Source organism: Alteromonas sp. ABH4_453 (assembly GCF_056160665.1).
This window is the reverse complement of the sequence record NZ_JBSWXP010000006.1, coordinates 350628-370451: the sequence shown is the minus strand read 5'-3', so window position 1 is coordinate 370451 and position 19824 is coordinate 350628. Positions and strand designations below refer to the sequence as shown.

17 protein-coding genes are annotated in these 19824 nt (G+C 43.5%); 7 read left to right on the top strand and 10 right to left on the bottom strand.

Translation table 11 applies throughout. The features are described from left to right. Window positions 1-87 precede the first annotated feature (87 nt). Together ACXAGV_RS14260 and ACXAGV_RS14255 are read right to left on the bottom strand one after the other, a co-directional pair. Window positions 88-2208, bottom strand: coding sequence for a TonB-dependent receptor (locus ACXAGV_RS14260; protein WP_474873818.1), 2121 nt, complete (start codon window positions 2206-2208; stop codon window positions 88-90). A gap of 717 nt (window positions 2209-2925) precedes the next feature. Next, window positions 2926-3540, bottom strand: coding sequence for a TetR/AcrR family transcriptional regulator (locus ACXAGV_RS14255; protein ID WP_474873817.1), 615 nt, complete (start codon window positions 3538-3540; stop codon window positions 2926-2928). A 225-nt stretch (window positions 3541-3765) separates the two neighbouring features. Here ACXAGV_RS14255 and ACXAGV_RS14250 point away from each other — a divergent pair, with 225 nt between their 5' ends. Then, window positions 3766-4854, top strand: a complete 1089-nt coding sequence (locus ACXAGV_RS14250) for an efflux RND transporter periplasmic adaptor subunit (RefSeq protein ID WP_474873816.1) — start codon at window positions 3766-3768, stop codon at window positions 4852-4854. A 3-nt stretch (window positions 4855-4857) separates the two neighbouring features. Next, window positions 4858-7899 carry an efflux RND transporter permease subunit gene (locus ACXAGV_RS14245; protein WP_474873815.1) on the top strand — a complete coding sequence of 1014 codons (3042 nt, stop codon included), beginning with the start codon at window positions 4858-4860 and terminating at the stop codon, window positions 7897-7899. Between the two features lie 145 nt (window positions 7900-8044). Here the strand turns inward: ACXAGV_RS14245 and ACXAGV_RS14240 are convergent, their stop codons facing one another. The 3 genes from ACXAGV_RS14240 to ACXAGV_RS14230 all read right to left on the bottom strand — a co-directional run bounded on the left by ACXAGV_RS14240 (window position 8045) and on the right by ACXAGV_RS14230 (window position 10237). Further along, the gene (locus tag ACXAGV_RS14240) at window positions 8045-8464 is read right to left on the bottom strand and encodes a CBS domain-containing protein (protein WP_474873814.1); all 420 of its coding nucleotides are present in this window, start codon (window positions 8462-8464) and stop codon (window positions 8045-8047) included. A gap of 100 nt (window positions 8465-8564) precedes the next feature. Continuing rightward, complete coding sequence (locus tag ACXAGV_RS14235) at window positions 8565-9062, bottom strand: M48 metallopeptidase family protein (protein ID WP_474873813.1); 498 nt, start codon at window positions 9060-9062, stop codon at window positions 8565-8567. A gap of 185 nt (window positions 9063-9247) precedes the next feature. Beyond that, complete coding sequence (locus ACXAGV_RS14230) at window positions 9248-10237, bottom strand: zinc-dependent alcohol dehydrogenase family protein (RefSeq protein ID WP_474873812.1); 990 nt, start codon at window positions 10235-10237, stop codon at window positions 9248-9250. Window positions 10238-10353: 116 nt separating this feature from the next. On the opposite strand from ACXAGV_RS14230, the gene ACXAGV_RS14225 reads away from it, so the two are divergent. From ACXAGV_RS14225 to ACXAGV_RS14210, 4 genes are all read left to right on the top strand, one after another. Then, entirely contained in the window at window positions 10354-11268 is a 915-nt protein-coding gene (locus ACXAGV_RS14225) for a LysR family transcriptional regulator (RefSeq protein ID WP_474873811.1), read from the top strand. A 169-nt stretch (window positions 11269-11437) separates the two neighbouring features. Further along, a complete protein-coding gene (locus ACXAGV_RS14220) occupies window positions 11438-12682 on the top strand; it encodes a hypothetical protein (RefSeq protein WP_474873810.1) in 1245 nt (414 codons plus the stop codon). A gap of 11 nt (window positions 12683-12693) precedes the next feature. Then, the gene (locus tag ACXAGV_RS14215) at window positions 12694-13137 is read left to right on the top strand and encodes a hypothetical protein (RefSeq protein WP_474873809.1); all 444 of its coding nucleotides are present in this window, start codon (window positions 12694-12696) and stop codon (window positions 13135-13137) included. Beyond that, window positions 13130-14734: a sensor domain-containing diguanylate cyclase gene (locus tag ACXAGV_RS14210; protein WP_474873808.1), complete on the top strand. Its 1605-nt coding sequence runs from the start codon at window positions 13130-13132 to the stop codon at window positions 14732-14734. Before ACXAGV_RS14215 ends, ACXAGV_RS14210 begins: the two co-directional genes overlap by 8 nt. Window positions 14735-14897: 163 nt before the next feature. Here ACXAGV_RS14210 and ACXAGV_RS14205 read toward each other — a convergent pair whose 3' ends face one another. The 3 genes from ACXAGV_RS14205 to ACXAGV_RS14195 form a co-directional block, all read right to left on the bottom strand. Beyond that, on the bottom strand, window positions 14898-15464 hold the full coding sequence (locus tag ACXAGV_RS14205; RefSeq protein ID WP_474873807.1) for a cytochrome b: 567 nt from the start codon (window positions 15462-15464) through the stop codon (window positions 14898-14900). Between the two features lie 207 nt (window positions 15465-15671). After that, entirely contained in the window at window positions 15672-16475 is an 804-nt protein-coding gene (locus ACXAGV_RS14200) for an SDR family NAD(P)-dependent oxidoreductase (protein WP_474873856.1), read from the bottom strand. Between the two features lie 188 nt (window positions 16476-16663). Continuing rightward, on the bottom strand, window positions 16664-16843 hold the full coding sequence (locus ACXAGV_RS14195; protein WP_474873806.1) for a hypothetical protein: 180 nt from the start codon (window positions 16841-16843) through the stop codon (window positions 16664-16666). 46 nt (window positions 16844-16889) lie between these two features. Between ACXAGV_RS14195 and asd the strand changes: the two genes are divergently transcribed. After that, window positions 16890-18014, top strand: coding sequence for an aspartate-semialdehyde dehydrogenase (gene asd / locus ACXAGV_RS14190; protein ID WP_474873805.1), 1125 nt, complete (start codon window positions 16890-16892; stop codon window positions 18012-18014). Window positions 18015-18125: 111 nt separating this feature from the next. On the opposite strand, the gene ACXAGV_RS14185 is transcribed toward asd, so the two are convergent. Next, window positions 18126-18485: a VOC family protein gene (locus tag ACXAGV_RS14185; protein WP_474873804.1), complete on the bottom strand. Its 360-nt coding sequence runs from the start codon at window positions 18483-18485 to the stop codon at window positions 18126-18128. A gap of 196 nt (window positions 18486-18681) precedes the next feature. Then, a complete protein-coding gene (locus ACXAGV_RS14180; protein WP_474873803.1) occupies window positions 18682-19698 on the bottom strand; it encodes a 2-dehydropantoate 2-reductase in 1017 nt (338 codons plus the stop codon). Window positions 19699-19824 lie beyond the last annotated feature (126 nt).

Genomic DNA, 19824 nt, shown 5'->3' with positions numbered 1-19824 from the left:
GACTTGCTGCAACTTGCCTGCAAAATAAAAAAGCCATTCGCTTTCACGAATGGCTTTTAAATTCTATGGATAATCTTTCAGTTTTACTTAGAAAGAACCAATCAAAGATAAACGCGCGTTGATTGGTGCGCCAACTGTAACCTGATGCGTAGAGTGTGCATTAGGGAAGTAAAGCGTATCAGTTAAGTTTTCTACGTTTAGCTGAAGACGTGTCTTGTCGCTAAGTGTGTAGTACGCTGATGCATCAACACGGGTATAGCTTGGCAGAACAGGTGACGTAGCGCTTGTCGATACCTTACTTTCGTCTTGATATGTTGCGCCAATGCCGAAGCCAAATACTTCATTCACTTCGTAAGTTGTCCATACTGACATGGTGTTTTCAGGTAGCTCACGAAGCTCCACACCGCTTGCATTTTCTCCATCAAGGTTACTGTAGTTAGCAGTAACGTACCACTTGTCCGTAATGTAGCCTTGAAGCTGAAGTTCAAAACCAGATACATCTGAGTCTACTTCCACAAAGCTTTCTGCATCGTTAGGGTCGTTATCAAGTGACGTTTGCTCATTTTCAAAGATAGCAGCCGTAAAGCTCATGCTGTCACTGAAGTCCCACTTAATACCAATTTCTTGGTTAGTGAAAGTATCTGGGTCAAGCGCGTCTGCATCACCGTTGATATTCGCATACTGCTCGCCACTGCGTGGTAGAAACGACTCGCTGTAGCTCGCATAAATTGAGATATTCTCTTGAGGCTTGTAAACAAGGCCCGCTCGCGGCGATACTTCTTCGTCTTTTCTGCTGCGCGTTTCAGCTGCTTTAACGTTAAACACCTCAATATCGAAACTATCAAAACGCGCGCCTAGCACTAGGTCGAAGTTTTCTGATAGTGCAATTTCGTCTTGCACGTAGAAAGAGTAAACGTCCAAGTCTACATGGGTGTCATCGTTTAATGTGCTATCCACGCCATTGTAGAATGTAGCGGTAACTGCATTACCGGCACTGTTCACACCGCTCAGTCCTCTAAAATTAAGAGGACGAGAAACATTAAACATCTCCTGATCGTTTCGCAGTGTACCTTCAGGATCATTTGCACCTACACGAGAATCGAATTCTGGGTTATAGCGGTCTTGATTCGACTTGGTATTAATAACCTCACCACCAAAGATAACCGTATGTTCAATGCTGCCCGTTGCAAACTCGCCTACTAAGTTAGAAGACAAGATAAGGTTTTCACGCTGCGTAGTATCTACATAACCATCAAGGGTTACTACTTCAGCGTCGGCGTCGTATGCCGCAGCGTAAAAGTTTGAGTAAACTTTGTCGTAGTCACCGTAAAAGGCGTTGAAGTTACCTTTTAAGCTGTCAGAAAACGTGTGTTCAACGTTTGCACGAAATACGTCGGCACCAAGAGTTTGATAGTTATTTTCTGGGTCGCCAAATACGATTTCTTCAAATGCTTCTACTGGTTCGCCGTTTGCTGTTGGTACACCACGGTCAATAAAACGCTCGTGATCGATGTATTCGTATGACACATCAACAATGGTATCGTCGCTCACTTCAAAACGTGCCGTTGGGTTAAAGCCATAGCGATCGCCATAGTAAAAGTCACGGTGGTTATCCAAGCTTTCGTACATAGCGTTGATACGAAGTGCCGACTTATCGCCTGTATCAACGTTTGTGTCTAATTGAAGGTTGTAAGCACCAAAGGTGTTAGCAGAAACGTTATAGTTTACGAATTTTTCGCCCGTTTTCGCCTTTTTAGATACACGGTTTAAAATACCGCCAGTACCGCCTCGGCCGAATAGCAGCGCGTTCGGGCCACGAAGAATTTCTACTTGTTCAACGTTGTATAGCGCACGGTAGTATTGAACGTCGTCGCGATTACCATCTAGGTAGAAGTCGGCTGTTGAACGTACGCCACGAAATACCACTGCATCACGGTGACCTTCACCTTGAGAAGTATTAACACCTGGCGTGTAATCAATAATTTGACCAACGCTAGTAATACCGCGAGCCGTAATTTCTTCAGCGGTTATAATTGACAAGCTTTGCGGTACGTCGATGATAGGCGTAGGGCTCTTGATAGAGTTAGACTGGTTAACCGAAAGGTATTTACCTTCTACCGTCAGCCTTTCAATGTCTTCCATATCAGCAGCAAGTGCTGCTGGGCTTAACATTATCGCAGTGGCAATACTCGTAAGTTTGAATTTCAAAATTACTCTCCAAGTGTTCTTCAAAGTGTTGTGTGTTTGTTGGCAACCAAGAACCATATTATTCGGCAATACTTTTTTAAGTCGCTAGCTCTTCCAAACCGCTTAACTTTTCATTCGTTTTGCAATTGCAAATAATAATAGTTGCTATTTGTGGTCTGGATAATATAGAAAAAATCACAAGATGACGAGAGCAAACACTGCAAAACTTTAAAACTCTTTATAACTTTTCTTAATTGGCGGCTAAAACATCGACATCCCGCCCAAGAAAAGTGCAATAAACATACAAAAACGTCGATTTTGTTAGAGAAGTTTAAAAAAGACTAATCGAAGGAAGTGCTCTGAATTTACGTAGTCTTTCAATGTTTCAGCGCTATTTCCTGCAAATTACTCCTAATTATTCCCGCCACCTAAGCCTGATAGCTACAATTATTTTGTAAAAATAATTTATCTTTAAGATACTTTTAAAAAGCCGCTTAATTTGCCAAGCAGATGGAACACTTCAAATATAGGGACCCTGCTGAACTGATGACGTCATGAAAGAAAGGTAACGATGAGATGGCATCTTTTAGCCTGTTGCTGCCATCAAGTTACTTGCTATGACGTTTTGTGATGCGAGCAGTTAGGTAATTGGGAAGTAACAGATAAGATAATGAGAAACCTAGTTAACGTGTTTATAACGAGTACAAACTTTAGGGTATTTACAATAAAAACTAGCCGCTAGGCAGTAGCATAACGGCTTAGAATGAGCGCGACGGTATTCTTCGCTACATTTTTCTTGTCATTATCACTTAGGGTATCTTCAATTTTAAAAAGCTGAGGCCAAAAGCACTTCCCTTTTACTAAGCTTTCAATTTCCTCAACAACCCGGTCTAAATCATCAAAAGCAATTTTGTTATCTGCTTTAGCATCTTTCAAGAAACGATGCATTGCCGTTTCTTGGGCTTTTAGCTGTGCTACTTCGTCTTTTAACTTTTCCGGCTCGTAAAAGAAATGGCCAATAGCCACCCGCGCTAGGTCTAAATGGGACTCGCTCACCATAAACTCTATATCTTGCAAGATAAGGTCTTCAAGCTGCTCATCGAGCGCAAGCGCGCTATCGTATGCTTTATTAATGTTGAGAATAGCCGATTGCCACTGCTCTGTAACCAAGTGCATCACCAACTCTTCCTTAGTAGAAAAGTGGTTATACACTGTGCGCTTTGACACGTTCGCCAATTCAGCCAGCTTATCCATACTGGTGCCGTTTACGCCAAACTCTTGGAACGCCTGTGTAGCCGCCTGAATGATGGCTTCGCGTTTTATATCACTACGCGTTCTTGTATTGCCTACCATGTTGAAAGTCTCAAAATAAATCCCCTATGCTTTGCCCGTCATTTCGCGAGCTCGCTTGCTTTCCATTTTACACCGAACAGTTTACTTTTCAATGCGAACGCACTAAAATGCACTCACCAGTTTACTTTAGGTGATAACTGCTTATTCGCTCTTGTGCTGAAGCATTATCACTTGACGTTCTCATGTCTATACTCTATTTACCCTGACAATGGATTACACACACCTATGTCCATAATGCGATTTTCTCACATTCTAATTTTAAGCGTTTTATCGGTTTCAACCCTGACTGCATGTTCTCAAAAAGAGCCCGCTGAACAACAATCAAGCGCAACTCCTCGCTTCGTAAAGCTTGCTACAGTAAGCAATATACCTAATTTCGACGAATTCACTTTTCCCGCCGTTGTTTCTGCGGTTAAGACCGTAGATTTAAGCTTTGAAGTTTCAGGTCGCCTTATTCAAACCGACTTAGTGACAGGTAGCGATATAGAGAAAGGAAAGTTGCTGGCCACTATCGACCGTAAACCGTTTGAGCGTCGTGTTGAAGAATCGGAGACACGTCTAGACCAGGCAAAACGCGAATTAGATAGAATTGAGAAGATGTTCGCCCAAAAATTAGTCGCACAAAGCTCGCTTGATAGTGCAAAAACATCTTACGAACTAGCGCTTATCGACTTAAAAAATGCCGAGCAGGATTTAAGCTACACACAACTTTACGCCCCCTTTGACGCAAAAGTGTCTCAACGCCTGGTTGAAAACAATAGCTTTGTTGCTGCAGGCACCCCCATTGCTCGCCTGCAAGACGTATCTAAGATTTACTTCAACATTAATGTACCCGAGCGTTTGCTTACCGCTAATATTGGCCGCGGTATAAAACAGGCAAGCGCCACATTGGCCACCAACCGTAGTCAGTGGTACCCGGTTAACTATGTAGAGCACTCTACTCAACCCGACCCTGTGTCGCAAACCTATGAAGTGGTATTTGCTATGGAGCCTCGTGAAGAACTTCCGCTTACACCCGGCGCCCGCGCTGTGGTTAAAGTAAGCTTGCAAGGTAGCCTATATCCAGAGGGCTTTGTTGTGCCAGTAAAATCCCTTGTTGGTAACAAAAGCTCAGGGTTTGCGGTATGGGTATATAACGACGAAACGAGTTCAGTGACAAAAACGCCTGTTGACGTAAAGCATATTGAAAATGAGCTAGCAATTATCGAGAGTAATAGCCAAAACGAAATCACACTTGGCCAGCAGGTGGTTGCTGCTGGAGCAACACAAATGCGTGCAGACATGAAAGTGCTTCCTTACCAAGGAGAGAAGTAATTTATGGATATCGCACGCTATTCAATTGATAAGCCCGTCAACATTTGGCTAATGGTAGTTATCCTGCTTTTAGGCGGCATTTTGGCTATGAGCAAAATTGGTCGCTTAGAAGACCCTGCGTTTACTATCAAACAGGTAAAGGTTTACACCAGCTACCCTGGAGCCAGCGCTGAAAAAGTGGAGCGTGAAGTTACCGAGCGCTTAGAAATAGCTATTCAGCAAATGCCGCAGGTAAAAGAAGTAACGTCTATTTCTTCGCCGGGCCTTTCAGAAATTACGGTTGAAGTAAAAAGCACTTACGACAGTAATCTATTGCCACAGATATGGGACGAATTGAGAAAGCGACTTCGCGATACGGCAAGCTCGTTACCCAGCGGTACACAAGACCCAGTGGTATACGACGACTTTGGCGATGTTTACGGCTTATACTATGCGTTAAGTGCACCAGATTTTGATACCCGTGAACTTCGCGAGTTTGCCCGCATTATACGCCGCGACCTGCTTACGACAGAAGGCGTAGCCAAGGTTAATGTCACTGGCGTTCAAAAAGAACAAATAGTAGCGTATATCAACCCATACCAACTAGCGGGCTTAGGCATTTCCTTTCCTGATCTCGCCGCCCTTTTTGAAGATAACTTAAGGCCCTTTAACGGTGGCCGTATTAAAGTAGACGAAAAGAATGTGCGTCTAATTGTAGAGCGCGCACCAGATAGGCTTGAAGAAATCTCAAACCTTTCTGTGGTAGTGCCGGGCACTAACCGTTCACTTAGAGTTGCCGATATTGCCACATTGAAATTAGAGCCCGCAGACATACAGCCAGTTCACGTGCGCTACAATGGCGAAGAAGCGTTAACGCTTTCGGTCTCAGCACTGACTGACGTAAATATTGTTGATGTAGGCGAACGTGTAAACGCAAAAGTAGAAAAGCTACTTCAAGAGCTACCTGTTGGCATTACGCTTACGCCCATATACGACCAAGCTTCAGTGGTTGATGAGTCGGTAACTGGCTTTATTAATAACCTTGTCATGTCAGTCGCCGTTGTTACGCTAACCCTGTGTTTATTCATGGGGTGGCGCTCAGGTGTAGTCGTTGGCTCTGTGCTTCTTGTTACCGTACTAGGTACTATTCTTGTGATGTGGCTGATGGATATTCAGCTTCAGCGAATTTCGCTAGGTGCTATGGTTATCGCCATGGGTATGCTGGTTGATAACGCTATTGTGGTTGCTGAAGGTATGATGCTTCGCATGGCCACCGGCTCTACAGCTAAAGAATCTGCCAGCTTTATTGTTAAGCGCACACAGTGGCCGCTACTTGGCGCAACCGTTATTGGTATTGCGGCGTTTTCAGGCATTGGTCTTTCAAACGATGCCACAGGCGAGTTTCTTTACTCGTTATTTGCCGTAGTTTTAGTTTCACTAATGATCAGCTGGGTATTAGCAGTAACTTTAGTGCCTGTTCTCGGCGCGTATTTCTACCGAAAAGGAATGGGTCAGACAGCAGGCAACGAACTCTCAGTATCGCAGCGCTGGTTCAAGCGCACGTTGTTAGGCGCACTTAAACTTCGTTGGGTAACTATTGGTGCATTATTTATTATTACTATCGTAGCTTATGGAAGCTTTGGTATGGTAAAACAAGGTTTCTTCCCACCATCAAATGCCCCGCTATTCTTTGTACATTATTGGGGCCCACAAGACAGAGACATAAGAGCCACTGAAGTCATGGCCAAAGAAGCTGAATCACGCATTTTAGCAATGGAAAACGTGGCGGCTGTCACCACCTTTATCGGGCAAGGCGCCGATCGTTTCACCCTCACTTATGCACCTAAAAGCGCTAACGAAAACTATGCTTTTTTCATGGTTCGGGCGAATGAACTGGATAACATTCCTGCTATTCAAGAGAAGCTTAGAAATAAGCTTACTGACCTAGATTTTGACGCTAACTTCTACATGGAACGAATGCAGTTTGGGCCCGGTTCTGGCGCAAAGCTCGAAGCAAGGTTTTCTGGTCCAGATACTGAAGTGCTTCGTGAATTAGCAGAACAAGCAAAGGCCCTGCTATTTGCTGACGAACAAATTAAAGATATAAGGCACAACTGGCGTGAAAAAGGCTTTGCCATCAACACGCAGTTTGATAACTACAACGCGGGCATTGCTGGAGTGTCACACAATGATTTTAGCCAAACTATACAATATGCAAGTAGCGGCGTTCAGCTAGGCACAGTGCAAGACGGCGACTATGCCTACAACATCGTTGCGAAAATGGGTAAGGCAGAAGATACCGAACTTCAGTCAATACGCGAATCGCAAGTATGGTCTACGCAGCAGCGCCAGTACGTCCCTTTCACACAGGTGTCGCAAGGCTTAGAGCTAATGACTGAAGAAATGCGCATTCATCGCCGCGACCGTGTGCGCACCATTACGGTGGAAGCGGAGCCGGGTGACGATGAAACAGCCGCAAAAGCGCTGGCTAGAATACGCCCGCTTATTGAAAACATAGAGCTACCAGCTGGATATTCCTTGGAATGGGGCGGCGAATTTGAAAGCTCAAGCGATGCACAAAAAGCGCTAGGTGCTGGTTTACCGGCCGGCTTTTTAGTTATGTTTATTATCTCGGTATTGCTATTTGGTCATGCGCGCCAACCACTTATCATTTGGCTTGTGGTACCCATGGCCGTGGTCGGTGTTGTTACAGGCTTATTGGGTACTGATATGCCTTTTGGCTTTATGTCGCTACTCGGCTTTTTGAGCTTGTTTGGCATGCTTATAAAGAATGCCATAGTGCTTATTGAAGAAATTGACCTTCAGATAGAAGAAGGGTTGGCCATTCGACAAGCGATAGTCGATGCCACAATAAGCCGTGTACGTCCTGTATCATTGGCGGCAGTTACTACCATACTAGGTATGGCACCGCTGCTATTCGACGCCTTCTTTGCTGACATGGCTGTGACGATTATGGGCGGGTTGGCGTTCGCCACGATACTTACGCTTATCGCTGTGCCCGTGCTTTACAGCTTGCTGTTTAAAGTAAGTTACCGCAAAAGCTAACAAATCATCGTTGGCCTTTCTACCGAAAAGCTTTTCTTGCTCTGGTGGAAGGGCCTCTATGCCTAAAGGTTGCAGGGCATCGTTAAATTAATACAACTAACCCAAGTCAAACAAATAGCACAAAGTAGGGCTAAATAGAGCCGAGCTAGCGCTTAGCCTCCACCCTACTTTGCATAAACTTCATCACATCGCGCCACGACACCATGCCAACTGGCTGCGTATCTTTATCGATAATGGGGATACAGGAAATCTTATGTGAATTGAAAAGCTCAATGGCCGCGAATACTGAGTCAGTAGGATTCAGCGTTATTACCTCACGGGTCATGATTTGATGGGCACGTTTATCCAGCGTAGCGCGATCTAGCATACGCTCGCTTAACGTGTCGACGAAAGGACTAACCGATTTCATTAAGTCTCTGTCGGATATAATACCCTGAAGTTTATTATCGTGAACGACAACCAAATGATGAAACCCCGTTGCTGCGAATAGCTCTCTTAATGACTGCAAGCTGTCGTCCATGTGCACGCTAACTACACGTCTAGACATAATTTTAGCAATGCTCATCAATACTCCTTATTCACTTAACATCTTTCACTTTAACCGCTATATCGCCGTATAAGCAGCACTACAATTATAGACGTCCCCTAAGATCAAGGCATAAGTACTACCCATAAGGATTCTCTCCCATCGCAACGGCTACGCAGAATAACCGCAAGTCTAGCTCAAGCTGATGGTAATCCGGCTCCATGTAGCAACAAAGTTTATAGAAAGCTTTGTTGTGGTCCTTTTCTTTAAAGTGCGCCAACTCGTGTACTACTAAGGCCTTTAATAAAGGCTCAGGTGCACGCAGCAAATCGTTGTTAATGGCTAAGTCGTGTTTGCGCGTTTTACCTTGCATGCGGTAGGTATGTGTACCTAACGCGTTGGTGATCATATCCCCTTGCTTTTTGAATGCGGCGCGCCCGAATGGTGGCGCATTTTTTAAATATCGCTTTTTTAATTCAGTCGCATACTGATACAGCAATTTATCGGTGGTTATATCATGGGCTTCCGGGTACTTTTTTAGCAGGTAAGTCTTTAGCCGATTGTTTGAAATTAGTTGAAGCGCCTTCTCCACAATATTTTGGGGATAACCATTAAAATACCGAGCATATTCATTCACGTTTTTTCTCCTTTGCAGGAAGAATTATAAAGCATTTAAACTATGTAGATAGCACTGACTTTTGCGAACCGGCTTTTTTACATAATAGATAAAAATAAAAAGCCGCAGTAAAGATTACTGCGGCAAAGGGTGTGCTAAGGGAAGCACTACGGGAAGTTTGTTTACCTAAACTTCAAAGGAAAAAACTAGTCTACGGTAACGACGACTTTGCCTACTGCTTTACCGCTTGCTAAACGATAGTGAGCCTGTGCGATTTGCTCGAATGTATAGTCTTCAGCATCAATAATTGGCTTTAGTGCGCCTGCATCTACAATACTTGCCAGCTCTTTTAGAATTTCGCCATGTGCTTCACGGCCCACGTTGTGGATCATAGGTAACAACATAAACACTACGTTCAGGCTTAGCCCGCTAAAGTGAACAGGCGACAAGTCGGTTTCTAGTAAAGATAAAGTAGTCGAAACCTGACCGTTTAATTTTGCAGCAGCGAACGAGTTTTGAAGGTTATTACCGCCGACCGTATCGAAAATCACGTCAAAACCGTTACCGTCTGTGTATTTACTTACATAGTCTTCAACTGATTCACTACGGAAATCGATGTAGGTTGCACCTAAAGATTCAATAATTTCTTTTTGCTCATCAGAGCCACCCGTCGCAAATACGGTAGCCTTCATATGCTTGGCAAGCTGTACTGCTATATGCCCTACTCCACCAGCACCGCCATGAACGAGTACTTTTTGCCCCTCACTGGTGAGTGCGCGAGTTAGCCCCTCAAACGCGGTAATACCTACAAGAGGAATGGCTGCCGCTTCTTTCATAGAAAGAGACGAAGGTTTGTGAGCGATAAGGCGAATATCGGCCAGCATTTTTTCTGCAAGTGAGCCTAGTAAATCGCCAAGACCACCGGCACAGCCGTAAACTTCATCACCTACTTTATAGTCTGTAACGCCTTCACCAACAGCTTCAACAGTGCCTGCGAAGTCCATACCTAACACGCCTGGTAGTTGTGGAGCAAAGGGTAAGTCGGCACCCGATTGGCGAATCATCATGTCGATTGTGTTAACGCTGCTTGCTGCAATACGCACAACAACATGCCCGGCCTTTACGGTTGGCTCTGGAATATCGTTTTGTGTAAATTGTTCAGAACCGCCAAATTCGTTTATTACCATCGCTTTCATGATTAAGCTCCTTTAAAGCCTGTTGTTTGGGTACGGGACTAATCATAAGCACTAGAACTTAAGATGATAATTAGTGTATAAAGGCAAACAGTTTTTAGATTTTATTGATAATCCAAATGAACATAGAACACCTTAGGCTTTTTGTGCGTATAGCGAGCACAGCTAATATTAGTTTGGCTGGGCGTGAACTTAATATTTCACCGGCTGTGGCGAGCGCGCATATTGGTAAACTGGAAGAAACGCTAGGTGTTCGGCTTATTCATCGAACCACCCGAAAAGTGTCGCTTACCGATGATGGAAAGCTCTTTCTTCCCCATGCGCAAGAAGTGTTAGACAGTATTGAAACTGCGCAAGCAGCTGTTGGCAGTGGCGCGCAAACACCGCAAGGTACATTACGCGTCACCGCCCCTGCTTCATTTGGTCGAATGCATTTAGTCCCTGCGATCCCTGACTTTTTAGAACAATACCCACAGCTAAATATCGATTTCAGGTTCAGCGACAGTATTTTAGATGTAGTAGAAGGTGGGTTCGATGTCGCCATTCGCGACGCAGAATTAAAAGACAGTAATTTACACGCGAAAAAACTCGCTGATGACAAACGTATTATTGTGGCGTCAAAAAACTATATTGAAAAATACGGTAAGCCAGAAACGCCAGCAGATCTCAAAAATCACAAAATAGTTAACCTTACCGGCTTAGAAGTGTGGGACTTTAAAGCCAGCCAAGGTGTCACTTCAATTAAAACGCCTAATCACTTGCGTATGGACAATGGTGAAGCGGTACGCGACGCCTGTATTCAAGGCTGTGGTATTACCCTTACTGCAACCTGGTGCAGCTACCCTCACTTAGAAAGCGGCGAATTAATTCAAATACTGCAAGACTACCCTCTCGCTACCGATTGTGCACTGTGGGCAGTGTATCCTAGTAACCGTTTATTAGCGCCCAAGGTCCGCGCGTTCATTGATTTCTTAGCTGAACGTTTTAGCGGCACGCCGTATTGGGACGAAAAGTTAAACGGCGTAGTTCTTTAAGATTATCTAATTTTAAGAAAATTGGTTTTCTTACTTTTTTGATTAGCAAAACAAAACACCAACTTTTCAGTAGCTTCTCTGTTTCTCTACTATGCTTGTACTAAAGTAAAATTTTCAAAACAATGCTTTTTCGGCAACATTTAACGTAGATTTCAAATTGGGCAATACAATGATGAAAAAGCCGTACTTGTTCTTCACGGCCATCTTCGGACTGCTGCTAGCTAACGTAGCAGCAGCAGAACAAAGCAAACTTAACATTAGCGGTTTTGGTACGCTTGCAACGGCCACTGCAGATACACGCACTTATCAATTCCGCACCGACCGTTCACAAGCAAAATCTGCAAAAAAGGATGGCTTTGCGTTTAAACCTTTAAGCCTTATTGGCGTGCAGCTTGATTACAGCATGTCAAACAATCTCGACTTCGTAGGGCAATTTGTTTATAGAGAGCAAGATGAGCAGGACATAGACTCAATAACGCAGATGGCTTTTTTGCGCTATGACGTAACGCCTTCATGGCAGGTTAGAGCGGGAAGACTTGCAGCCGATATCTTTCATTTTAGTGATACCAGAGACGTATCTATCGCCTACCCTTGGGTAAAAGTACCCACGGAAGTTTATGGCATTGTTCCGGCTAGAAGTCTTGATGGCGCTGATGTAAGGTACTCTAAACGCTACGAAAACTTTAACTTATCGGTTAAAGGGTTTTGGGGTAAAGGAGAGAGTGACTTCTCTAGTGTCGATTTCGAACCCATTACCTTTGACAACCTGCGTACGCTGGGCATTGAATTAACCGCTTTTGATTGGAGTGTAGCGTTAAAACACACGCGCACCGAAGCTAATAACGATAATTTCGATATAGCACAAGTCACCTCTGCTGTAGATTTATTACAACCTTTCTGGAGCGGCGCGGCTGATTTTTCGGATTCACTGCAACTTCGCGACGCTACTATTCAGTATACCTCTCTTTATGCCAACCGTTATTTAGGTGACTGGGAAGTATCCGGTGAGCTTTCGCATATTGATTCAGAATCTGTCGCACTAAGGCCTTCTTTTAACGGCTTTCTAAATATTAGTTACCTTTATGGTGCGCATACCTTTTACGGTCTATTTTCTTTTGCAGAAACTGATACCTATTTTCTTAGCGAAGAACAGCCTGAATTTCCCATCATTCCTGCTACAGCTGAGCTAGCTATGCTTGTTGAAGAAGTGGCCAGTTCATTAGCTCACCGACAGAAGACATTCTCTGTGGGCTGGCGCTGGGACCTACGAGAAAATCTAGCGTTTAAAGCACAAGTTGAACGAACTGATGTGAAGGCAAGAGGAACAGGACTTCGTGCCCGTGATGGTTTAGTCGTTGACGATGAAGGCGGTATAGCACACACCCTATTCCTCGCCTTAAGCTTTAGCTTTTAAGGGGAATGAACATGAGTTTGTTTAAACGCATCCCCTTAATTATAGCCCTAGCGCTATTTATGCATAGCGCGGCTTCTGCGGCACAGTCACAAGAGAAAATTGTTGTAGTGACCAACCTTAACAATGATGTGCAGGTATTGGACAAAAAAGGCTTAATTGACCTATTTATGGGTAAGTACTCAGCGTTTCCAAATGGCAAAGAAGCCACGCCTATTGATGTAGAATTAGATTCAGAACTGAAAAGCCAGTTCTATAAATCTTTAGTGGGTCTCCCCCTAGCAAGGGTAAATGCGTATTGGTCGCGACTTAAATTTTCTGGCCGTGTTAAACCTCCCGCGGTAGAGCAAACCATAGACGACGTTAAGGTGCGGCTGAAAGAAGACGTATCGGCACTGGCCTATGTTTATGAGTCGACTGTGACCGACAGTATGAAGGTAGTATATCGTTTTGATTAATATACAAGGTCTAGGTTTTCGCTTTTCGCTATTTTTAGTCGCAGCGGCAATGTTAGTGGTGTTTACTACCGCTGAATTCTTTTATCGCGTGACTTATGAGAACGAAATAAACGAAGCCAATAATGATATTGAAGAACTTTTTCAAACTGTTGGGGCAACCGCGTCCATCGCGGCTTTTTTAGAAGATGAAGACTTAGCCAAAGAAGCCATTAATGGCTTGGTTAAAACTAACAAAATACTTGCGGCTTCTATAAAAAGTGAGTCTCTCTATTATCAAGCCAATGTTACTGAAGCTATTAATAAAAATACCGAACCTCGGGTCTTTGTAGTTAGGCACCCTTTTATGCCAGAAGAATCACTTGCTGAGGTCAATGTCTACCCCAATTTCGAACACATTATTCAGCAGGCGGAAAAAATAAGTAGCGACAACAGCTACTCGCTATACGCTGAAGCACTGGTTGTAGGTTTTGTTGCTTTGTTGATTACCTACTACATCATTATTTCCCCTATGTTACGAGTGGGGCGCTCGTTACACCAAATCACACCTGGAACATCACAGCGGATCCCAACGCCTAAATATCACTCGCGCAGTGAAATAGGTAAACTCGTTTACGACACCAACCAACTGCTGAATAAAGTTGAAGAGCAATTTACGCAGGAGCGTCAGCTTAGAGAAGAAATAGAGTTTCTTGAAAAGCGGTTTAGAATGCTGTTTGAAAACGCCAAAACTGCAACTGTGTTAATGGCTGAGAATGGCACTATAGCGCTTCGAAACGAGGCGTTTAATGATTTAGTAGAGAAAACGGAGATTGGAATAAAGCAAGGCTATGGCGAACTGTTAGACGAACTATTCGAAACACCAGAAGCAATGAAAGCTGCACTTCAAGAAGCCTTTGCGCGAAACGAGTTTGCGACGGGAGAGTACAAGCTAAAGAGTAATTCAATTGACAGTGCTATTTGGGTTCAACTTATTGCCAGTCCATTACTGACAGAAGAAGGCGAACGTTACTACCAGCTTACATTAAATGATATTTCTAGTCGTAGGCAAGAACTACAAAAGCTAGCACTACAAGCAGATTTCGACGCGTTAACAGGTATTTACAATAGAAATGGCGGTGAAAAGTTCATAGCCAAACTCATGAGAAAGGAACACCAGTTCGCGTTGGCACTGATCGACCTTAACGGGTTTAAAGCGGTAAATGATATTTACGGTCACGATGCGGGTGACGAGGTTCTCATTTTTGTTGCTGAGCAATTGAAAGAAAAAATACGCAAAAATGATGTGGCAATACGCTGGGGCGGCGATGAATTTATGTTGTTGCTGCAAGCGGATGATGAAGCGTCGGTTCAGAAAGTGATAGACAAAGTAAACAGTGGCGTTAAACAGCCCTTTTATTTTAACAACGATACTAAACCAACGGTGGTTTCAATGAGCGTTGGGGTCGCCTTCTACCCTAAATCAAGTAGCAACATGCATGCACTAATTAAGCTGGCCGATATTGCCATGTATCAAGCAAAACAAAATAAGATATCAGCACCAGACGACTACCTTATCTTTGCTAACCAGTGCAGGCTAGATGATGAAGAGATGGGATAAATGCTAGATCGAGATGGACGGTTTCCAACACGCCAAAAGATAGTTTTGCGCCTTTCTAATATACAAAAGCCGAGTTATCAGATAACTCGGCTTTCTTTTTCATCTTCGCGCTATTAATCGCTCAATAGTACATCTAGATAAATGTATTTAAGTGCGTCACACTTTATTCACTCATTGTTTTGCCCAGCATACGCTTTAACGTACCGTCTTTATCAATAATGTGGTGCTTAAGTGCGCCAGCAATGTGTAGCAATAAAGCAACAATTACGGTATATCCTAAATAGAAGTGAATTGCTCCCCCCAGCTTAGACAGTTCGTAATTGATAGGCAGTGTTTTTTCTGGGTCTTCTACACTAAAGTTTTGGGCAAACACTTCCACCCCGAAAACGGATAAGCCATGCCCTCCGAGTACCGAGGCCATCAAACCTGATATAGGCATCATTAATGTTGCGATTATTAGAACCCAGTGCACCACTGTGGCTAACTTGTGCTCAATGGGTTTGTAGTTAGCAGCTGCACTCGGCCAACCGTTCTTCATACGCCATATCACGCGGGCTAACGCGACAAATAAGATGATAAAACCAATGGCCTTGTGCCATGGATAAAGCGTATAAACGCCATTTTCTGACATGTAAATGCCGGTAGCGAGTAACCCTATAATGGTTAATCCCACCAGCCAGTGTAAAAATACGGTTGTCGTAGCAAATTTGTTGTGGCTATCGTACTGCATGCTTTCCTCACTTTTTGTCCATGTTAAGAACTACATTATTCGTCTAACGTATCTCAACATTTTATAATCCCTCACACATTGTGAGGGATTACTAATAAGGTTTAAAGCAATTTGTAGGCCTATTTTTAACTAGCAAGGTGTTTGGAGTTTTTGCCTATTTAATCAGAGCGTAAAATAGAGAAGCTAATTTTACAGCGCATCAAAAAGTTAATGCGCAGCGATGATGGCGTCTAATTCGGCAATTAACGTCTTAATATGAGAAGGTTCATTAGCAAACGGATGTGGTGCTGCAAAGGTATTGTGGTCATTATCAAAGTAATCTCCTGCAACATCGGCAAAACGCTCAGAAAAAGCGGCATCCATAAAAATTTGTGCACCAAGCTTTAGGTCGCCCCCAGCAATACCGTAAGCACTTTTCACCATTTTGCTGCCCAAAAGCGACTTCGGATTTACCGATACCATTTTAGGGCCATTATTTTTGTACTTACTGCCCAGATTCATGGTCCACATGGTTATCGCTAGCTTGCTTTGCGCATAAGCAGCACCATCTGAGAGCTGAATTTCGCCACGTAACGCGCTCCAATTGATAGGAGCCTGTGCGGCCGAGGACACATTTATCACTCTACTTTGTGCATCCATTACATCGATTAACCCTAGAGTGAGTATATAAGGCGCAATAGTATTCACCATAAATCTGGCATCAAGGCCTGCGTTGGTGACGGGATTGTCCATTGTAAATACGCCGGCATTGTTTATTAATACATCTAGATGTTTGTTTTTGGCTTTTACTGCAATTGCGAGTTGCCTTACATCATCAAACGAAGATAAATCGGCTTGAACAGTATCAAACGTACTTCCTGGAAATTGAGCCTCTAGCGCACCTTTTATATTCTCCAGTTTCGCGTTATTTCTACCGTGTAAAATTACGTTGTGACCTTCTTTACCCAACATTTTTACCGTCTCTAGACCGATACCATCAGTGGCACCTGTAATCAATACTGTTTTCATTATTACTCTCTACCCGTTAATTTTCTTAAAAGTTCTGGCTCAATTTTGCTTTTAATTAATTGCCTGATATTAAGTTATCAATAATGCTTCAACTAGATAAGCGCAGGTTTCGTTAAAGCAGTTTCAAGGTAATCTATATAATAAACAGCTTACATTTTCATCGTGTTTAAAATGCTTATATCAGCAATAGATTATTTATAAAAACCATCTAGCCAGCGCGCTAAATAACACTTAGACTGCGAGGATAAAAATAAAAACGACAGGTATTGCGCCAGTGCGCTAGGCACGCGGCGCTCGACATCACTTTTATGTTTTTCCAATACACGCCAATGAATGAAAAGGTCTGGGTATTGGCCTATTGCTACAAACATAAATGATGAAGTACTTTTCATTTTAGTAACAAGGGTTCTCAATTTAATGTCACAACAAAAAGTAGGTTTAGTGGGCTGGCGCGGTATGGTTGGCTCAGTTTTAATGCAGCGAATGCAAGAAGAGCAAGACTTCGCGCACATTGAGCCCACCTTTTTTACCACCTCTCAAAAGGGTGTTGCAGCGCCAAACTTTGCTGGCAAAGATGCAGGTGTTTTAGAAGATGCGCACGACATCGTGGCGCTATCAAAACAAGATATTATTATTACCTGTCAGGGCGGTGACTATACGAAAGCCGTTTATGATGACCTTCGTGCAACAGGCTGGAACGGCTATTGGATTGACGCAGCGTCAGCCCTTCGCATGAAAGATGATGCGGTCATTATACTAGACCCAGTAAACCGTAAAGAAATTGATAATGGTATTGAAAAAGGCATTCGCACTTACGTTGGCGGGAACTGCACAGTGTCACTTATGCTGCTAGCGCTTGGTGGTCTGTTCGAGAAAGATCTTGTTGAATGGGCATCGCCAATGACCTACCAAGCGGCTTCAGGCTCAGGGGCAAAGCATATGCGTGAACTTATTAGCCAAATGGGCGCTATTCACAGCAATGTAAAAGATAAAGTAGAAGATCCTGCTACCGCAATTTTAGATATCGATCAGCAAGTGTCTGAGTTTATTCGAAGCGCAGATTACCCAAGTGAGCAATTCGGCGTTCCTCTTGCAGGAAGCCTGATCCCGTATATCGACTCACAACTACCTTCAGGTCAAAGCCGTGAAGAGTGGAAAGCCCAAGCCGAAGCAAACAAAATTCTAGGCATAAAAGGCAACGAAGTGCCTATCGACGGTATTTGCGTACGCGTAGGCGCCATGCGCTGTCACAGCCAAGCGATTACGCTTAAATTGAAGAAAGATCTGCCGGTTAGCGAGATTGAAGAAATCTTAGCGAAACACAATGACTGGGTAAAAGTCATTCCTGATGATCGTGAAGTGACTATGCAAGAACTCACGCCAGCCAAGGTTACCGGTACGCTATCTATTCCAGTAGGTCGTATCCGCAAGCTTAACATGGGCCCAGAGTATATCTCAGCGTTCACCGTTGGTGATCAGCTTTTATGGGGTGCTGCAGAGCCACTTCGCAGAATGCTGCGCATTGTGCTCGAGCAAAACTAATACTCTGTTTTACTTAGAAAATCTTAAAACGCCTTACCAGTAACTGGTAAGGCGTTTTTTATTTCTAGTATTCCTCGTAATGTACGTAAAACATTAGAAAAGAGTATGATGCTAGTTAGCCGACTCAGACCAAACAGCAAGTTCATTGCCACCAGGCTCGACAAAATGAAAACGGCACCCACCGGGAAAATCAAATAACGGTTTGGTAATTGTTCCGCCAGCGCTTTCTACATTAAGTTGTGCTTTAGCAATGTTACTAACATAAAGTACTAACAAGGGCGCCCCGCTCTCTGCTTTTGAAACCCGTTCAGCTGCAAATATGCCGCCATCTAACCCTGAATTACTAAAGGCACTATACTCACTACCGTAGTCAGTAAAGCTCCAGTTAAAAGCATTTTCGAAAAAGGCTTTTGAACGTTCAAGGTCAAGGGATGCAAATTCAACATAGTTAAGTTTGGTACTTTCCTGCATGGGTGTTATGCCTGGCGATAAGCGAATTTGAAAGCATCATAGCACTAATCACTATCGAGTCGACTATAAAGGACATAAGTCTGTACGCTGGGTTAAGCCGTTACGGTAAATACTAAATACCGCCGTGTATGCCGAGTGCAGGGCTAAAAGCTCACATCCCACTGCAGTGAATAGATTGTGCTATTAGCTCAGACTGTCATGTTGATAATAAAGCATTTGCTGGTAAGTGGGGACTTCCTTTTTGTGCCATCTCACTTTGTTTAACTAATTCAACAATATGGCTATTTACTGGTGTAGCAATATGATGTTTATTGCCTAACCTAACTATCTCACCGTTTAAGTAATCTATTTCAGTACGCCTTCCTAGTACCAAATCTTCATACATGGAGGAGCGTGCTTCGGGGTCGATTTTAAGCGTCGATGCAGCAATCGCCTTGAACAAAAAGTTAGGCAGCTTCATAATTTTTGGCATCAGCTTGGGAATGACCTTACCGGTTCTTGCTGGAGTAATTCCTTCCGCTTCTAATACCCTCAATGCTTCAGACAATACTTTAGCCATAACCAACCTGTATTGCCTATCCCCTAGTTGAGATTTAAGCGGTATACCAGACAATGCATTGACCGCGTTATTCAAGTTCATAATGAGCTTGCCATACTGCACCGCTGCCATATCTCTATAAACCGTCACCGGCAAGGAAGCGTTTTCAAGCTCCTTCACCAACTCGGCACAGTGATTATTGGGATCTTCTAAAGCTAAATTGCCCTCTGTACCACAATGAAAGTGCCCATTTCCTTTGTAAAAGACATTGAAAGGCACCATGCCCGCAATAACAACTTGTTCTAGATGTTGTCGTAGTAAATCAGCATTGCGCACACCGTTTTGCAGACTTACAACAAGTGCTTGAGGCTTTGCACACTGGTTAATGATGCTGGCAGCACTCTTGGTATCTTGGCTTTTAACACATAGTAAGATGATGTCTGCACTAGCTAAGCTATCGTTATTTAAAGAAAAATTGACGTGAAGAACATCCGCCATTTGATTACGGCCTCGCCAGTCTGTAACTTTCAAGCCATTTGCTACGATGTCGTCGTGTAATCGCTGTCGCCCAACAAGCGTAAGCGTATTCGAACTGTTGAATGCAGCGCCTGACGCCAACAAGCAACCTGCAACATAACAACCAATACTACCCGCGCCTAACACCACGATATTCATTAATGCTTTTCCTATCATGCCTAACTTTCTGTTATTTATTCAGACTGCTTCGTAATGATCGAAATGTAAACATAAAAATCACACAACAATAACAAAAAACGTTTTGTATCAGTTATTTCCTATTAA

Excerpts from the sequence above, each read along its gene's own strand:
- asd (WP_474873805.1), top strand. The coding sequence starts at position 16,890 with ATGTCACAACAAAAAGTAGGTTTAGTGGGCTGGCGCGGTATGGTTGGC.
- ACXAGV_RS14195 (WP_474873806.1), bottom strand. The coding sequence starts at position 16,843 with ATGTTTGTAGCAATAGGCCAATACCCAGACCTTTTCATTCATTGGCGT.
- ACXAGV_RS14240 (WP_474873814.1), bottom strand. The coding sequence starts at position 8,464 with ATGAGCATTGCTAAAATTATGTCTAGACGTGTAGTTAGCGTGCACATG.
- ACXAGV_RS14245 (WP_474873815.1), top strand. The coding sequence starts at position 4,858 with ATGGATATCGCACGCTATTCAATTGATAAGCCCGTCAACATTTGGCTA.
- ACXAGV_RS14255 (WP_474873817.1), bottom strand. The coding sequence starts at position 3,540 with ATGGTAGGCAATACAAGAACGCGTAGTGATATAAAACGCGAAGCCATC.
- ACXAGV_RS14180 (WP_474873803.1), bottom strand. The coding sequence starts at position 19,698 with ATGAATATCGTGGTGTTAGGCGCGGGTAGTATTGGTTGTTATGTTGCA.
- ACXAGV_RS14205 (WP_474873807.1), bottom strand. The coding sequence starts at position 15,464 with ATGCAGTACGATAGCCACAACAAATTTGCTACGACAACCGTATTTTTA.
- ACXAGV_RS14230 (WP_474873812.1), bottom strand. The coding sequence starts at position 10,237 with ATGAAAGCGATGGTAATAAACGAATTTGGCGGTTCTGAACAATTTACA.
- ACXAGV_RS14225 (WP_474873811.1), top strand. The coding sequence starts at position 10,354 with ATGAACATAGAACACCTTAGGCTTTTTGTGCGTATAGCGAGCACAGCT.
- ACXAGV_RS14185 (WP_474873804.1), bottom strand. The coding sequence starts at position 18,485 with ATGCAGGAAAGTACCAAACTTAACTATGTTGAATTTGCATCCCTTGAC.
- ACXAGV_RS14250 (WP_474873816.1), top strand. The coding sequence starts at position 3,766 with ATGTCCATAATGCGATTTTCTCACATTCTAATTTTAAGCGTTTTATCG.
- ACXAGV_RS14220 (WP_474873810.1), top strand. The coding sequence starts at position 11,438 with ATGATGAAAAAGCCGTACTTGTTCTTCACGGCCATCTTCGGACTGCTG.
- ACXAGV_RS14215 (WP_474873809.1), top strand. The coding sequence starts at position 12,694 with ATGAGTTTGTTTAAACGCATCCCCTTAATTATAGCCCTAGCGCTATTT.